A 12,986-nucleotide genomic window follows, 5' to 3' on the forward strand; every position below is an offset into this window, starting at 1 on the left:
AAAAGCCCCGGACGATGCCGAGGCTCATGGGTTTGGATTAAAGAATGACAGAGACTTCAGACACAGCTCGCGCTCTACCGCTCTCCGACTGACCAGCCCCCTGGAGACTTTGCCGTCAACATACTTCCAGCGCCGTATCTCGTTACAGGCACCGACTCTGTCTCCGGCGTTCAGCATCTTCAGCAACGTCGAGCACTCAAACGCACCGCTTCCCACGTTGTAGACGAACGAGGCGAGCGCGGCTTTTTGGCTCTCAGTCAGTGGTGCGGTGACATTAGCGTCAACGACGGCCATTGCCGCTTTCAGGTCACTCTCCAGCAGGGCCTGGCATTCCGTAGCGGTGTAGCGCTTGCCGGGAACGATATCGCTACCGGTATGCCCATAGCAGACCGATAACACGCCACCGGAATCCCGGTACGGGGTGTAGCGTACGCCTTCGTGCCATTGGATAAGTCCGTGGCCATGGCAATAGCGCCGCCTACTGTGGCTTTTATCAATCGGTTGCGTATTTCAGGATTCATCGCTCGCGCTTCGTCCTAAAACGGTATTCCTTGTGCCGATAAATCCAGTTCAGCAAAAAGGTCGCCAGCGTACAGGCGATACCGGTAATCAATGCCCATTCACTGAGCGAGAACGCACCCAGCAGGCACGTGACAAGGGCCCAACTGTAGGCAGAGCCGGTAGTAAATTTTTCCATGGGTATTCTTGGAGTTATTACGCTACCTCGTCCGGGGTGGCTATCAGTCAGAAAAAAGGCCACGCCGGAGCGTAGCCTTGAAAAATGCGTCAAACACGAATTATGCTTAACTTGAGTTACCAGTACTTATCAGACTGCCTACCCATAACGAAAAGGACATCGCCATGAACAATAAACCGACAGCCCATCAACTTGCTTTTGAATACCTTCGCAGACTGTCCGAGGAGCTAAGCCCTGCCGATTACCTGAAAAAGTTTGAACAGCTGGAATCAGAATTCAGTGCATTACTTCACTCTTCAGATTCCAATGATAAAACCACGGGGCTGTGCGAGTTTCTATCGCGCTTTTGTCCAAAATGCAAAGCTGATAGTCAGCGCTGAAACCTTTAGAAAGCAAAAGCCCCGGCATTAGCCGAGGCCCTATCGCACATCTGTGCAAAACTGATACGGACTGGACAACAATCAGATGTGCGACCCAATAATTTTATTCAGCAATCAGTAGCTGTCAATAGCAAAAGCCCCAACCACCTGAGGGAGTTGAGGCTTCATGTCCTGCTCGCTTTTGCCGCAGCATGGAACTATTATGTGTTATAACGTTATAACAGTCAAGCATTTTACTGATCTTTTGATCAGTTATTTAGCCTCATGCCGTCAATGCCGTTGTAAGAAATGCTGGATATCCGCTTGTTGCCATCGTGCTAACGTATTCGTCAGTAACAGATTGTGCGATTGATTGGTTTCATCAAGTAGTTGCTTCATCTCTGATACCACGGCATCCGCATCCTCACGATTCTTGAGAACTCGCCGGACAGCTTGCTTTTCAGCGTCACACATGACCTCTTTCAGCGCATTCGTGAAGCTGTAAATGCGTTGGCACTCTTCCGCGAGTATCGGGATATGACTGACGCCAAAATGCTGTGGAGAAGAGACGCCCGCCGCATAGCGTAGTGCGTGCCAGATGGCATTGCTCCATGAGCGCTCGAATCGGAAGCCGTTTGCCATACCCCAGATAAGCCGCGCAAGATGTGATGTATCGTCGGCGGTTAGTGGCTCTCGAGCTTCAGGCTGGTAATGTGGCGGATTATTAGCGCGTTCAGTATTGAAGTAACAATCTTCCAGTTGCTCGAACACTTCCCATGCCTGATCGGTTTCGAGCATCTTCGCGTGACGTGCCGCACCGCGTTCTGTCCAGAGAATGAGACTGCGAGTTTTAGATGAGATTTGCAAGTGTCTTAAAGACACTCTCAAATTATCGAGATCACTTCCGGTTACTTTGTAAAAATGCTTGCCATCAACAAATCGATCAGCATTACGGTTGTGATTTTTGCGAATTCTAGCTGGCTCTGTCCCGTAAAGTTCGGCTAAAAGCTCAGTAGTAATAACAGGAATATTTCTATGAGTGATGACGCTCAGGGATTTTGTAGATACGCGATTAGCCATAGCTGGCTCCTTCTCTGTTTAGTTTCAGTTCGGACTACCAGTTAGTGGCTGGTAGCCGGGTGTCAACTAGAGCCTAAACAGACGCTCCGGGCATATTCCCCTTGCGGGTATTGTATTACACCTCTCCACCCGGCCTTCGGATGTAATTACGCCGTTTTACGGGCATAAAAAAGCCGCATGGCTATCGGGTGCGGTTAACCGCTGTTTAGATTCTAGTGCGGTCAGTATCTCGATAGCTGTATGCATTGTCAAACCGAACTTGCAAAATTTTGCAGGTTAGCGCCTAGATCGCTTACACTTGCTTTAAACAGGAGGATCACTATGGGTCAAGTTACATTTGATACTCAAGAGTTCGTAGAAACGCTGGAAAAGTCAGGCTTGAAGAAAGAGCAAGCCAAAGCGATTTCTATTGCAGTCCGTAAGTCTCACGAAGTGGCTGATGTCGCTACTAAGCGAGACCTAGAGGATGTGCGTAAAGATATGGCAGCTCGTTTCGAGAAAGTCGACACTAAAATAGATTCTCAAATATCTTTAGTTCGCAAAGATTTGCAGCTTGAGATGGCAGGTATTCGCTCCGAACAAAAGCTCATCCGATGGATGCTTAGCGCACTCATTGCTGGCGTAGCCTCACTGATTATCAAAGCGTTTTTTGTAGCATCAGTGTAACATCAGGCTGCCTCCAAAAGTTCAGCAACTCTACCCGCTATGTAAGCCTCGGCACGAGCAAGGAAGCCCGTTATGTAGTAGGTGGGCTTCCCTAACTCCTGTGCTATCGCCCTGCACGACACCTTGCCCTTGTAATACGCCACCACGATATCGTAGCCCAGCGGGTCGAAGTACTTGAGCCGCCCTACCGCCCGGTCAACTATCTCCCCGTCCTCATCGGACAGCATGGGCCGGATATCACTGCTGGCCGTGACAATAGGCCATGCTGCCTTGTACTCGGTGCCAATGCGTGAGCCGCTCCAATTTCCCCATGCCGTTAACAGGTATCGAATATCTTTCATGCCGCCTCCCCGCAATATTCATCAATCACCACCACACACTTCCCGCCCTTGACGCCGCCGTTGTCATCAATCTTCTTGACGGTCATCACTCGCACCTGACCGTCGTCGTTCCAAATACCCGCTTTCGTCAGCGCATCAAATACCTCTTTACTGTAATTATCTACATCCCTCATGCGTTTATCCGGGAGATAGAGATTCATCAGCACCGACACCTCGCCGCAGAATTTTTGATGCCCGTATTTCATTCGAGCTCTAGCTACAGCAATCCCAGTCAGGCGTTTAAAGCGTTTAGCTGCTTCACTGAGGTAAACACGTCTTGCGTTGCGCACCCAGTAATGGTTGACGCTCGGCGGGAAAGGTAGCTCGATAATCATACTCACCCCTAAATTCGGTTAATCAATTCATCTCTGCTTCGGCTATTCTGCTCCGCGCCCGGGCGCGCATCATCCGCACATCACGCATATGAGCGCTGTAGTCGTAAGTGGTCACCGCCTCCTCGCACGGTATCTCGCGGACTTTATTGCGCGAGCGCCCGGTCGGCCTGAATAAGCAGTGCTGCATCATCCGAAAAGTAATACTGGTGTTCTGTAATCTCTTTTTCATGTTGACCTTCCAAAATAATCCCCTGAATAACGCACCTCCCGCAGCCTGACACCGTTTCCCACTGCCCAGGCTTGCGCGTAATCAATCAAACTGTTCATGCGCTTCACGCCCATCTGAGCCGTGCTCTCGCGGATGCTGCAAAACTCCCCCTCCAGCCCTGTAACGACTTCCCCTGGCCTACCTGTGGCGATGGCATGGCCGGAGACGAATAACGCTTTCCAGTCCAATTTCGAGCGGGGTTTATCTGCCCACAAGACCTGCCACGAGACATCGGTGCATAGCGCATGCAGCAGACTGTTTTGCGTCACACTTCTTGTGCTGTCGTTGATGGTGATTTCGAGGGGGCGGTGTTCGTCGGTGGGAGTGAATCAATAAACGCTTTCAGGTTTTCTCGTATTCGTTCATCACGCAGCAGGAAGCTTCTTTTTTCCATCAGCACCTCTGAATTTACCCACCCAAACAAAAAGGGCTGCAATGAAAAGCGGCCCCTCGAGTTCTTCTGTTAAATATGCCGTCATTCGTATTTTCCTTGCTGTTTACGTTAAACTGCTGCACCACTGGCATAACGTTTCATTGGCGCGACGTTAGTGTTGCTCTGGCAAGCGTTCGCAGCTTGTTTCTGATCGGTTGGCATAAAATGCCCGTTTTTGAATTCCTGGTAAGCCGTTCCTTAGGTGCCAAACCGGTTTTTAGTGACAATGAGTTCAGCGTATTTCGCCGCTGGACTATTCTCGTTGTACACCGCATCGCGGTAGAGCATGATGATGCTATCGGCGTCCTGCTCGATGCTGCCTGAATCCCTTAAATCAGCACAGGTAGGCCGCTTATTGGTGCGCTGTTCTACATTTCTGGATAGCTGACTTAGCGACATCACCGGCGTTTTAAGCTCCTTTGCCATACGCTTGAGGCTGCCGGAAATATGCGCGACGGCAAGGTCATTACGCTCTGCTCGGGGCTTCTCAATCAGGCCAAGATAATCAACCATAATCAGCGATAACGCAGGGTGGGTAAGCTTGTGCCGGTAAGAAATGGCCCGTATCTGCTCGATGGTCAGTGATGATGCATCCACGACCCAAACATCAAGCCCCTGTAAGCGTCGAAGCCCCTCGGATACTCTTGCCCAGCCTTCGTCATCCATCCGGCAAGGCTTTCGCAACGTTGAAACCGGAAGATGGCTGGCTCCCGCCAATGAGCGCTCGATAACCTGCATCGCGTCCATTTCCATCGAGAAGATCAATACTCCCTTGCGTTCGATTTCAGTTATCGCGCCGTTCTCCGTGTCAATCTGGCGTGTGGTATGCTGTGCAGCGACACCCTCCGCCACCTTCAAGGCAAATTCAGTCTTTCCCATGCCGGGACGGGCGGCAACAATCACCAGATCCACCGGATTGATACCACCAAGAATTTCATCAAGTGCGTCAATGCCCGTTTTCAGTGAGTCCGAGGCTTCGCCATTCTTAAGGCGCTTTTCCAAAAGCGCGGTGTAGGGGGCTATCAGCTCGTCGATATGCATTGGGCGGACTTCGTCGGCGGGGCAGTCGATATCACGCAGGGAGGCTAACACCTGCCCCATCACTGCCAACGCACGTTCATGGTTCGAGGATTGGCGTATCTGCTCCAGTCCATCGCCCAACAACGCCGTGAAGCGCCCGCCGCACACGCTGATAGTCTGCCAGTACCCGCGCATACCCCTTGAGATTCGCTGCGCTGGGACACTTCTTCGCCGTTTCCATCACCGCGCCAAAGTTGCCGCTCCCCATCGCCTCACCCACCATCAGCCCGTCAATCAAGCCACGGGTTTTCGCCTGCCGCCGAATTTCGCGGAACGTCTCACGGTACAGGCTGGCGGTGAAAGCGTCGTCATCCAGCAGCGTAGCGAGGACATCCGCCGCATCAGGCGTGTAACCGCCTAGCAGCAGACCACCGATGACACTGGCTTCGATTTCCTGGTCTGTCACAGCGTGCCCTCCCGGACTTTGGTCAGGGTGTCAACACGAAGCAGGTAGTCAAGATTGGCCGTCCAGCCCCGGTCATTGTCCCCCGAAGTAAAACGGCGGCGCGTGGGTCACAAACGCCTCCACGTAGGCCCGGAACCCCTGAAGGTCTTTTCGTGCCAGCTGACCCATGAGTCGTTTGATACCCTCGCGCCGCTTGTCGTTAAGCTCTACAGCGTGGGGGAGTCTGTCGGCTACCGTGTCGTTGTAGATTGCCAGTGCTACCTGATAGTCCTGCGTGGAAAGCTGGTCAGGTTTTGGTTGGGGGTTTGGTTTTTTCCTGCCGGTTCCGGGGAGAGGCCCCCGGTAGGGGGTAAGGGGGTTTTAGGTTCCATAACTGGTTCAAAAGAGTGACTAATTCTGGTGCCGCCTGTCGGCATAGGGGGTGTGCTGGGAGTCGGCATAGGGTTATCCAATTTCAGATGGTAAACGTTGAATGTATTACCTTTACCATTATTTGTGCCGGTACGATTTTCTTTTACCAACAAACCCGCTTTTTCCAGTGCATCAATGTGATCTCGAACTGTGCTTTTACTGCATTCACAATGATCGGCAATATGCTGATACGAAGGCCAGCACTCCCCTTTGTCATTGGCATTATCAGCCAGCTTAAGGAGAACCAGTTTACGTATAGGGTTACCGACTTTGATATTCATAGCCTTAGCTATCAATGACATACTCATTTTTCTGACTTCTCCTTCAACTTGCGGAATTCTTCCACCAGACGCTTACCAAAAGCCGTATTGCGCTGGGCGATGTCCTCTAACCCACCGGGATAATCCGGCGGGTGATGATGTTTTTGCTTGCATTTTTCATGTAGTGGCTTCATGATTTCTCCGCTACTTACGAATATCTTCGCTATGTCTCACGCCTCCAGCATCTCCGTGCCGGGGGCGTTTTCTTTAGGTGCCAGCACGGCAGCTACCGCCTGTTTCGCTATCTGAGCGATTGGACTGACTGCCCATGCCTGACCTAAAATCACCATTGCAGTCGCCATGTCGCGCAGGTTGTAGCGGCTGACATTGGATTCATTCCACCCTGCCAGCTTTGAAAAGCCGCGCTGGGTCAGTGCAGACATAGCCAGCAGCAGGTCGGTTTCGACGCGGTTAATCTCATGTGTGTCAGGTTTGTTTGGATTTGCATAATCCATAAGTGATAATCCTTTGTGTGGTAATCAATAGACGTGACAATGCCGTGAGCGAGTCACAGTGAGTGGGTACTGTGGGATGTTGAGTTCGCTTTTCAGCGACGTACGGCAGAAGGCCGATTGTTAGAGAGCGGGTACTACTGGTTAGACTGTCTGTTCCGGATGGGGGAACAGTTCCGGAAGATCCGGACGAAACTTGTAAGCAGGAATTTTCCCCTTAGTCGCTTCGACTAGTGCAGGTACATGCTCGGGAGAAATTCTTTTTTTGCCGTTTAACCAATCACAAACTGTTGATTGCGCTTTCCCGCATTTTTTGGCTAATGCGGTTTGACTTCCGGCAATTTCAATAGCCATTTTTACCGCAATATTCTTCATAAATCACCTTTTCTATAAAGCCAGGGTGATTATATTTATCGCAATAGCGAAAAGTCAATAGCTATTGCTCCCTTTGACCTCATATCGCTTAAGCGATAGAATGAGGTTGGTAAACCAAGAGGTTGATGAAATTGAACTTTTCAGAACGATTAAAAACTGCCATGAGAGAGGCAAACTGTACTCAAAGCACTCTAGCAAAGGCTGTTGGTATGGCACAGTCAAGCGTGTGGAAACTAACATCGGGTGCCGCCAAAAGTTCAACCAAGGTTGTTGAGATCGCTAGGTTTTTAAGAGTTCGCCCCGAATGGCTTGCTAGCGGGATAGGGGAAATGCATAATAGTGACGTAAGTAATAAACACTCTATCTCAGATATCACAAGTACACGCCAAAAAATCAGTGTCTGGGGGGATGTAGAGAATAATTATGATTTTTCAGATAAGTTCGTGGAGATTTCATTATTGAATGTTAAATTATCTGCGGGATCTGGATCATGCGAACTAAATGAAGATTCTGAATTTTCAATAATTTTTAGTAAGTATTCTCTTCATAATATGGGCGTTTCTCCATCAGCTGCAAAACTTGTCCGTGTGTCTGGTAGTAGCATGGAGCCTGCTTTGAATAATGGGGATATAGTAGGCATTAACATTGACAAGACATCAATCGAAGATGGTAAAACGTATGCAATATGTCATGATGATGTTTTACGCATAAAGACATTAATATCTGCTCCAGGCAAGGTCGTTATTCGCTCTTTTAACAGAGAAGAATATCCCGACGAAGTGATGTCGTTGAATGAATTCAGAGAATGTATCCGAGTAATTGGTCAAGTTTTTTGGTCTTCCCATACTTGGTAATCGCACTCCCCCCTTCTAACGCTCTTCATTTAGAACAAATCTAGTAAAACGCATTTTTCTATCAAAAAAATTTCTTTGGTAAACAGCCAGATATCGCTATAGAGGAAAATAAAAGCCTTATATAGATATAGCTATTATCACTCCATCAACCCACCAGACAGACGCAAGACGAGTCAGCTGGTGGGAAGCAGTAACCGCTCTTTTAACAATGAGCCATGCGCTCTACGTAGCCGAAAGGCTAATCAATACCCAAGCGTGAGTTTTAGGGTATGGTGAATGTGCAGGCTGATGCACAAGTTCCCCTAATGGCCGCCTGAAAAGAGGGGAGGGTCATGGCCTCAATGTGGCGGAATGTCGGAGATCAGCACCGGCCACCACACCACCAAAGCCTATGTAGGAGGTCATATGCAACGCAGAACAGCGTACAAAGGCTCATCTGCTGCGCGTCGCCGTGAGCGTCGTGCTCATTTGCAGCCAATAGACGTTAATGATTTCGGCACAACACTAACGATTAGCCGCCCCACCCCGTCAAAGGTTGAATTAGCCAGCAAGAGAAAAGTTAGCAGGATAAACAAAGCAGTATCCCCAATCACCCTAACGAATTTATTTCAGTACCAAGAGCAAATCACCCTTTCCGCCCACAAGCACATGAAAGCCAGATATCCACATCGTGGGACGGTAGTGGAATTTGAGGAGGGTTCGTGCTGCTTGGAGAATGTGGATTTATTTCAGGCGGGATATCGCAATAACCGCAGAAATGCTGAACATATTTTTAAGTGAAGCAGGAATGAGAGTAAAAATTATTTCCGATGACGGTAAGGTTCTCTTTGAGTTATTACCTTCAATGTACGATTATCATGTAAATGGCGAAAATCTAATTAAAGCAGCGCTGGTTGAAGCATTATGGCAGATGTACAGTCCTGAGCCAAAGTTGAGATATCAGATGGATGAGATTAATCCTTAATGCGGAAAATTACTATGCAAAAATAATAAGGAAAAAGATATGTTTAAAACTTTTTGGACACTGAAAATCATTAACGTCATTTCAATTATGACATGGATAGCGGCAGGGATAACCACTGTCATTGGCATCATGGATGCAGAGCCAAAGATAGTTATCTTCTCAGCTATCGCACTAATGTTCAGCCGCCTTTTTCTTGAGTGCATTGCTGTTCAATTCGTGCAAGCTGAAACCTTAAATAAAATTCTTGATATGTTAAAACCAAAGGAGCAACTCTATGAATAACATCATTTGTAGCGACAGCATAAACGAAGTTGTTTTATTCCATGACGATTCCGTAATCAATTACGCGCCAAAATTATCGGCCATTGCCACAGAAGAGCTAAACCGCGCAGAAGAAAGCATGCTTGGCTGGTTAAGTAAAGATACTCTTATCACAGACTTAGAAAATGCCAACGATGAAATTATGTCACTCAAAGGCGAACTGGAAAAATGGAAGGCACTGGCCGAAGGGCAGGAATGGCTTTTGAAAGATGAGAAAGATTTTAAAAAATCAATTCTGGATATCTATGAAAAAGGCTTGGCAAAGAAATCACCAGCACATGAGATACTGGCAAACATCGTAGCTGACACTTATTTTAATATTTAAACGCGTCATCGCCAAGCAATAAACCCCATCAAATAACACAAGGAATAATTCTATGTACCTCGCTATTGCAGGGGCGACATCCGCTCGCCCTTTTGACCCTGTGCTGTCTATTCAGCACCATCAATCCAATAAATTAACCGGCAAGAAAGTCATGATTTCCGATAAGAAAAGCTTGCTTGATCGTCTGATTGATTTTCTTCGCAGCCCCGGGAGGCCATAATGAACCCTTATTTAGCACAAGATAAATATTACGACTATCTTGAGAAGAAGCATCAACAAAAAATAGAAGATGAAGATTTTATAAGGAAAATAGCCACAGAGCTGTTTGAGAAACATTTCAAAGGAGCTGAAGAGTTTGGTCTTTGCCATGCCTTGCCGGAAGAGATAACCAAAAATGGCTCCATTTTTAGCCCTGAAGCCGTCAAATCATGGGATGACTATTTTTATTCTCTTTGCGTCAATGTCGCTGAAGGCATTTTGTTAAACAGAAAAAATGAAGACTCCATCATAGATTATAGTGAGGTAGCATAATGGCATTAAAAATAGTTAAAGTATCCCAACCTATCGAAGTAAAAAACCTAATCACCTGCCTTTACGCACCACCGGGACTGGGGAAAACATCCATGGCCTTTACCGCTGATTCTCCTGTGTTGCTCGACTTTGATAACGGTGCTTACCGCTCACAGTTTCGTAAAGATACAGTCCAAATAGCCAGCTGGAGCGAAATAGAGCAAATCACCGCTACTGACTTGGCGACTTACAATACCGTTGTGGTTGATACCGCGGGTCGGGTGCTCGATTCACTTTCTGCCGAATTGATACGCAAAAATCCAAAGTTCAAGGGAATTGGCGGACAGCTATCTTTACAGGGTTTCGGTGCCTTGAAAGCAGGATTTTCGGGATGGCTAAATCTGCTTAAATCATTTGGTAAAGATATTATCCTGATAGCTCACATGGAAGAAAAGCAGGTTGGAGAGGATTTAGTTGAACGTCTTGATATTCAAGGTGGCTCTAAAGGTGAGATTTACAAAGTCGCCAACGTTATGGGACGAATCCGCATTGAAGGCTCAGGCCAGAATACAAAAAGATTGCTCGACTTTAATCCCAGCGCCTCCGGCTTCGGCAAAAATCCGGCACAGCTGCCAGTTCAGGAAGTCCCGCATTTCAGTCAATGCCCAGATTATTTATCAGCTATCATCAGTGCCATCAAGCAAGAGCTAAATAAACAGTCTGAAGAAGCGAGAAAATCCCAAGAAGATCTACAGCGTCTTCGAGTTGATCTACAATGCCTCGAAAGCGAAGAAGACTTTCAGGATGCCGTAGAGCATTTCTGGGAAGCACCTTCAGAGCATAAACGCCTTTTGAACGAAATAGCTAAAAGTAAAGGATTCTCGTTCAATAAAGACGAAGGTAAATACATCAAGGTGGCAGCGTAATGATCAGGATATCTGCCACCAATCTTGAAGCCTTCCGCAGATGGAAGGCTCATCCCGATGCAGAACTGGATGAAATTATTAACTATCTGCTGAAAAAGACGCCTCCAACGGAAGCTATGGCCGCAGGGTCAGCTTTTCACAAAGTCTTAGAAAAGGCTTCTTTGGGGGAGTTGAATATCGAGCAAACGGACGGGTTCACTTTTGATTTTAGTAAAATAGAAAGTGAAATAGCTTTACCAGAAACAAGAAAGAGGAAAATTACCAGACAGCAAATGGTTAATGGTGAGCGCGTAACCTTTGTCGGCATTGTCGATGCTATGGATGCGACCACTATCTACGACCACAAGCTTACCGGCTCTCTAGACCCAGAGAACTATACCGATAGTTTGCAATGGCGCTGCTATCTTGACTGGTTCAGTGCAAGAAAATTTACTTACAACTTGTTCAGTAAATACCAGCCGGCGGCCAATCCCGGTACCTATCTCATCAAACAGTTTATGCCGATAAGTTTTTATGCATATCCCAATATGCACAGAGACGTAATGGCCGTTGCCGAAGAATTGGTTGAATTTATTAAGGAATATGTTCCAGAACTCATCAAGGATGATGTAAGTTCAACAAGTTTCGAGCTAAATTGAGTGTATTCACAGCCACTTTATCGCTACTATAGCTTTATAACCATCTGAAATTTAAAGTAAATTATACTATGAGCAAGGCGTTATTCACCTACGACGAATCAGCCGCCATATCCGCAGGCCAGAGCAACTTTATCAAAGAATCCGGTGCTTACGTTATCACTATCGACGAAGCCAAGGTAGTGAAAAGTCCAGGTGGCGCGACGTTCATTGAGTTTTCAGGCGAATCAACAGACGGACAACTTATCCAATACCTTTCCGTCTGCATTAACAAGAAAGACGGCTCGGCCAATAGCTACGGCGTTAACATGATCCAAGCCATCATGGGCTGTACCGAAGTCAAAAGCATCAGCGAAAAGATGCTCAGCGCCAGCCAAACTATCGTTCCTAAGTTCGCAGGAAAGCGTGTAGGGCTACTGTTACAGAAGATTTTACGCACCAAGCAGGACGGCGGAGACACCTACAATTTTGAAATCCGTATCCCGTTCTATCCTGATACGAAGCAGACCATCAAAGAGCGTCTCGAAAGCCAGAATGCCAAGACTATCGATAGTATGCTTTCTACACTCAAGGATAAGGACGATCGCCGCCATAACCCGCATTACAGCGGACAGCCATCCCACGACGTACCGCCAGTCGATGCTTACGAGGATTCAATCCCCTTTTGACGTCAATTTAGTGAATTGCCCGGCTTTGCTGGAATAAACATTTTATTAGCGTGGGTGTGTCGCTGAGGATAAAGATTAACACTTATAATTTTAGTAAAAACAAACAGATGTATTGTTTTTACTGAATCTAGGCATACACCACAATCACCCGTTTTACAGCGCAGGCATTACAAACGCTTTCACGACCAAAGAAAGAATACCGATAACCCCAAAGCCGAGCATCCAGCGTATTACCTTTTGCTCAGAGCGGATCCCAGCCATCTCAAGCTGTAAATCTTTGCGGACTAATTGCATATCCTTGCGAACGTCAGTTATCTGAAAAGTCAGATCCTTGCGCACGTCCTCAAGGTCACGCTTGGTTGCAACATCCGTCACCTCATGAGACTTGCGTACAACGAGCGAAATCGCCCTAGCCTGATCTCTAGAGATGCCAGCGGTTTCAAGCTCTTCTGACGCCTGCAATGTATCAAATGCAACTTGGCCCATGGGGAAATCCTCCTGTTTAGGCCAAGTGTAGCGTA

The 12,986-nt window shown here is 47.5% G+C and carries 20 protein-coding genes and 5 pseudogenes; 12 read left to right on the forward strand and 13 right to left on the reverse strand.

Going from position 1 to position 12,986, the window contains the following annotated elements; translation table 11 throughout:
• Positions 1-24: 24 nt before the first annotated feature.
• A pseudogene (locus SGP1_RS16440) lies at positions 25-521 on the reverse strand (lysozyme).
• The gene (locus SGP1_RS16445; RefSeq protein ID WP_041867111.1) at positions 518-697 is read right to left on the reverse strand and encodes a phage holin family protein; all 180 of its coding nucleotides are present in this window, start codon (positions 695-697) and stop codon (positions 518-520) included. Before SGP1_RS16445 ends, SGP1_RS16440 begins: the two are co-directional and overlap by 4 nt.
• 164 nt (positions 698-861) lie before the next feature.
• Here SGP1_RS16445 and SGP1_RS30055 point away from each other — a divergent pair, with 164 nt between their 5' ends.
• Positions 862-1,077 carry a YdiH family protein gene (locus SGP1_RS30055; RefSeq protein WP_148203551.1) on the forward strand — a complete coding sequence of 72 codons (216 nt, stop codon included), beginning with the start codon at positions 862-864 and terminating at the stop codon, positions 1,075-1,077.
• 684 nt (positions 1,078-1,761) lie between these two features.
• Here SGP1_RS30055 and SGP1_RS36680 read toward each other — a convergent pair.
• Positions 1,762-2,136 (reverse strand): annotated as a pseudogene (locus SGP1_RS36680) (ORF6N domain-containing protein); the annotation flags it as partial.
• Between the two features lie 321 nt (positions 2,137-2,457).
• On the opposite strand from SGP1_RS36680, the gene SGP1_RS16455 reads away from it, so the two are divergent.
• Positions 2,458-2,802, forward strand: a complete 345-nt coding sequence (locus tag SGP1_RS16455; RefSeq protein ID WP_041867112.1) for a hypothetical protein — start codon at positions 2,458-2,460, stop codon at positions 2,800-2,802.
• Between the two features lie 2 nt (positions 2,803-2,804).
• Here SGP1_RS16455 and SGP1_RS16460 read toward each other — a convergent pair whose 3' ends face one another.
• From SGP1_RS16460 to SGP1_RS16505, 9 genes and pseudogenes are all read right to left on the reverse strand, one after another.
• Positions 2,805-3,143: an antiterminator Q family protein gene (locus SGP1_RS16460; protein ID WP_041867113.1), complete on the reverse strand. Its 339-nt coding sequence runs from the start codon at positions 3,141-3,143 to the stop codon at positions 2,805-2,807.
• Entirely contained in the window at positions 3,140-3,517 is a 378-nt protein-coding gene (locus SGP1_RS16465; protein WP_041867114.1) for a RusA family crossover junction endodeoxyribonuclease, read from the reverse strand. Before SGP1_RS16465 ends, SGP1_RS16460 begins: the two co-directional genes overlap by 4 nt.
• Positions 3,518-3,539: 22 nt before the next feature.
• A complete protein-coding gene (locus SGP1_RS16470) occupies positions 3,540-3,746 on the reverse strand; it encodes a NinE family protein (RefSeq protein ID WP_041867115.1) in 207 nt (68 codons plus the stop codon).
• Positions 3,743-4,179 (reverse strand): annotated as a pseudogene (locus tag SGP1_RS16475) (recombination protein NinB). The gene SGP1_RS16470 and the pseudogene SGP1_RS16475 overlap by 4 nt, the downstream one beginning before the upstream one ends.
• A gap of 108 nt (positions 4,180-4,287) precedes the next feature.
• Positions 4,288-5,704: pseudogene (locus tag SGP1_RS16480) on the reverse strand (replicative DNA helicase).
• Positions 5,701-6,423, reverse strand: a pseudogene (locus SGP1_RS36685) (helix-turn-helix domain-containing protein). Before SGP1_RS36685 ends, SGP1_RS16480 begins: the two co-directional pseudogenes overlap by 4 nt.
• Complete coding sequence (locus SGP1_RS30850; RefSeq protein ID WP_158302417.1) at positions 6,420-6,569, reverse strand: hypothetical protein; 150 nt, start codon at positions 6,567-6,569, stop codon at positions 6,420-6,422. Before SGP1_RS30850 ends, SGP1_RS36685 begins: the two are co-directional and overlap by 4 nt.
• Positions 6,570-6,605: 36 nt before the next feature.
• The gene (locus tag SGP1_RS16500) at positions 6,606-6,890 is read right to left on the reverse strand and encodes a CII family transcriptional regulator (protein ID WP_041867118.1); all 285 of its coding nucleotides are present in this window, start codon (positions 6,888-6,890) and stop codon (positions 6,606-6,608) included.
• 141 nt (positions 6,891-7,031) lie between these two features.
• The gene (locus tag SGP1_RS16505; protein WP_041867119.1) at positions 7,032-7,262 is read right to left on the reverse strand and encodes a transcriptional regulator; all 231 of its coding nucleotides are present in this window, start codon (positions 7,260-7,262) and stop codon (positions 7,032-7,034) included.
• A gap of 125 nt (positions 7,263-7,387) precedes the next feature.
• On the opposite strand from SGP1_RS16505, the gene SGP1_RS27985 reads away from it, so the two are divergent.
• From SGP1_RS27985 to SGP1_RS16540, 10 genes are all read left to right on the forward strand, one after another.
• Entirely contained in the window at positions 7,388-8,116 is a 729-nt protein-coding gene (locus SGP1_RS27985) for an XRE family transcriptional regulator (protein ID WP_148203552.1), read from the forward strand.
• A 351-nt stretch (positions 8,117-8,467) separates the two neighbouring features.
• The gene (locus SGP1_RS34135) at positions 8,468-8,896 is read left to right on the forward strand and encodes a hypothetical protein (protein WP_243466070.1); all 429 of its coding nucleotides are present in this window, start codon (positions 8,468-8,470) and stop codon (positions 8,894-8,896) included.
• On the forward strand, positions 8,874-9,080 hold the full coding sequence (locus SGP1_RS30070) for a hypothetical protein (protein WP_148203553.1): 207 nt from the start codon (positions 8,874-8,876) through the stop codon (positions 9,078-9,080). Before SGP1_RS34135 ends, SGP1_RS30070 begins: the two co-directional genes overlap by 23 nt.
• Positions 9,081-9,119: 39 nt before the next feature.
• On the forward strand, positions 9,120-9,362 hold the full coding sequence (locus SGP1_RS16515; protein ID WP_041866683.1) for a hypothetical protein: 243 nt from the start codon (positions 9,120-9,122) through the stop codon (positions 9,360-9,362).
• The gene (locus SGP1_RS16520; protein WP_041867121.1) at positions 9,355-9,726 is read left to right on the forward strand and encodes a hypothetical protein; all 372 of its coding nucleotides are present in this window, start codon (positions 9,355-9,357) and stop codon (positions 9,724-9,726) included. The genes SGP1_RS16515 and SGP1_RS16520 overlap by 8 nt, the downstream gene beginning before the upstream one ends.
• 52 nt (positions 9,727-9,778) lie before the next feature.
• The gene (locus SGP1_RS31515) at positions 9,779-9,946 is read left to right on the forward strand and encodes a hypothetical protein (protein ID WP_166506757.1); all 168 of its coding nucleotides are present in this window, start codon (positions 9,779-9,781) and stop codon (positions 9,944-9,946) included.
• The gene (locus SGP1_RS16525) at positions 9,946-10,257 is read left to right on the forward strand and encodes a hypothetical protein (RefSeq protein ID WP_041867122.1); all 312 of its coding nucleotides are present in this window, start codon (positions 9,946-9,948) and stop codon (positions 10,255-10,257) included. The genes SGP1_RS31515 and SGP1_RS16525 overlap by 1 nt, the downstream gene beginning before the upstream one ends.
• Positions 10,257-11,162, forward strand: a complete 906-nt coding sequence (locus SGP1_RS16530) for an ATP-binding protein (protein ID WP_011411645.1) — start codon at positions 10,257-10,259, stop codon at positions 11,160-11,162. The genes SGP1_RS16525 and SGP1_RS16530 overlap by 1 nt, the downstream gene beginning before the upstream one ends.
• A complete protein-coding gene (locus SGP1_RS16535) occupies positions 11,162-11,800 on the forward strand; it encodes a PD-(D/E)XK nuclease family protein (RefSeq protein WP_011411646.1) in 639 nt (212 codons plus the stop codon). The genes SGP1_RS16530 and SGP1_RS16535 overlap by 1 nt, the downstream gene beginning before the upstream one ends.
• Positions 11,801-11,868: 68 nt before the next feature.
• Entirely contained in the window at positions 11,869-12,465 is a 597-nt protein-coding gene (locus SGP1_RS16540) for a hypothetical protein (protein ID WP_011411647.1), read from the forward strand.
• 153 nt (positions 12,466-12,618) lie between these two features.
• On the opposite strand, the gene SGP1_RS16545 is transcribed toward SGP1_RS16540, so the two are convergent.
• Positions 12,619-12,951 carry a hypothetical protein gene (locus SGP1_RS16545; RefSeq protein ID WP_011411648.1) on the reverse strand — a complete coding sequence of 111 codons (333 nt, stop codon included), beginning with the start codon at positions 12,949-12,951 and terminating at the stop codon, positions 12,619-12,621.
• Between the last annotated feature and the right edge of the window lie 35 nt (positions 12,952-12,986).

The organism is Sodalis glossinidius str. 'morsitans' (genome assembly GCF_000010085.1).
Classification (GTDB): Bacteria; Pseudomonadota; Gammaproteobacteria; order Enterobacterales; family Enterobacteriaceae; genus Sodalis; species Sodalis glossinidius.

Coding starts and splice junctions, on each gene's coding strand:
- SGP1_RS16445 (WP_041867111.1), bottom strand. CDS start 697: ATGGAAAAATTTACTACCGGCTCTGCCTACAGTTGGGCCCTTGTCACG.
- SGP1_RS30055 (WP_148203551.1), top strand. CDS start 862: ATGAACAATAAACCGACAGCCCATCAACTTGCTTTTGAATACCTTCGC.
- SGP1_RS16455 (WP_041867112.1), top strand. CDS start 2,458: ATGGGTCAAGTTACATTTGATACTCAAGAGTTCGTAGAAACGCTGGAA.
- SGP1_RS16460 (WP_041867113.1), bottom strand. CDS start 3,143: ATGAAAGATATTCGATACCTGTTAACGGCATGGGGAAATTGGAGCGGC.
- SGP1_RS16465 (WP_041867114.1), bottom strand. CDS start 3,517: ATGATTATCGAGCTACCTTTCCCGCCGAGCGTCAACCATTACTGGGTG.
- SGP1_RS16470 (WP_041867115.1), bottom strand. CDS start 3,746: ATGAAAAAGAGATTACAGAACACCAGTATTACTTTTCGGATGATGCAG.
- SGP1_RS30850 (WP_158302417.1), bottom strand. CDS start 6,569: ATGAAGCCACTACATGAAAAATGCAAGCAAAAACATCATCACCCGCCG.
- SGP1_RS16500 (WP_041867118.1), bottom strand. CDS start 6,890: ATGGATTATGCAAATCCAAACAAACCTGACACACATGAGATTAACCGC.
- SGP1_RS16505 (WP_041867119.1), bottom strand. CDS start 7,262: ATGAAGAATATTGCGGTAAAAATGGCTATTGAAATTGCCGGAAGTCAA.
- SGP1_RS27985 (WP_148203552.1), top strand. CDS start 7,388: ATGAAATTGAACTTTTCAGAACGATTAAAAACTGCCATGAGAGAGGCA.
- SGP1_RS34135 (WP_243466070.1), top strand. CDS start 8,468: ATGTCGGAGATCAGCACCGGCCACCACACCACCAAAGCCTATGTAGGA.
- SGP1_RS30070 (WP_148203553.1), top strand. CDS start 8,874: ATGCTGAACATATTTTTAAGTGAAGCAGGAATGAGAGTAAAAATTATT.
- SGP1_RS16515 (WP_041866683.1), top strand. CDS start 9,120: ATGTTTAAAACTTTTTGGACACTGAAAATCATTAACGTCATTTCAATT.
- SGP1_RS16520 (WP_041867121.1), top strand. CDS start 9,355: ATGAATAACATCATTTGTAGCGACAGCATAAACGAAGTTGTTTTATTC.
- SGP1_RS31515 (WP_166506757.1), top strand. CDS start 9,779: ATGTACCTCGCTATTGCAGGGGCGACATCCGCTCGCCCTTTTGACCCT.
- SGP1_RS16525 (WP_041867122.1), top strand. CDS start 9,946: ATGAACCCTTATTTAGCACAAGATAAATATTACGACTATCTTGAGAAG.
- SGP1_RS16530 (WP_011411645.1), top strand. CDS start 10,257: ATGGCATTAAAAATAGTTAAAGTATCCCAACCTATCGAAGTAAAAAAC.
- SGP1_RS16535 (WP_011411646.1), top strand. CDS start 11,162: ATGATCAGGATATCTGCCACCAATCTTGAAGCCTTCCGCAGATGGAAG.
- SGP1_RS16540 (WP_011411647.1), top strand. CDS start 11,869: ATGAGCAAGGCGTTATTCACCTACGACGAATCAGCCGCCATATCCGCA.
- SGP1_RS16545 (WP_011411648.1), bottom strand. CDS start 12,951: ATGGGCCAAGTTGCATTTGATACATTGCAGGCGTCAGAAGAGCTTGAA.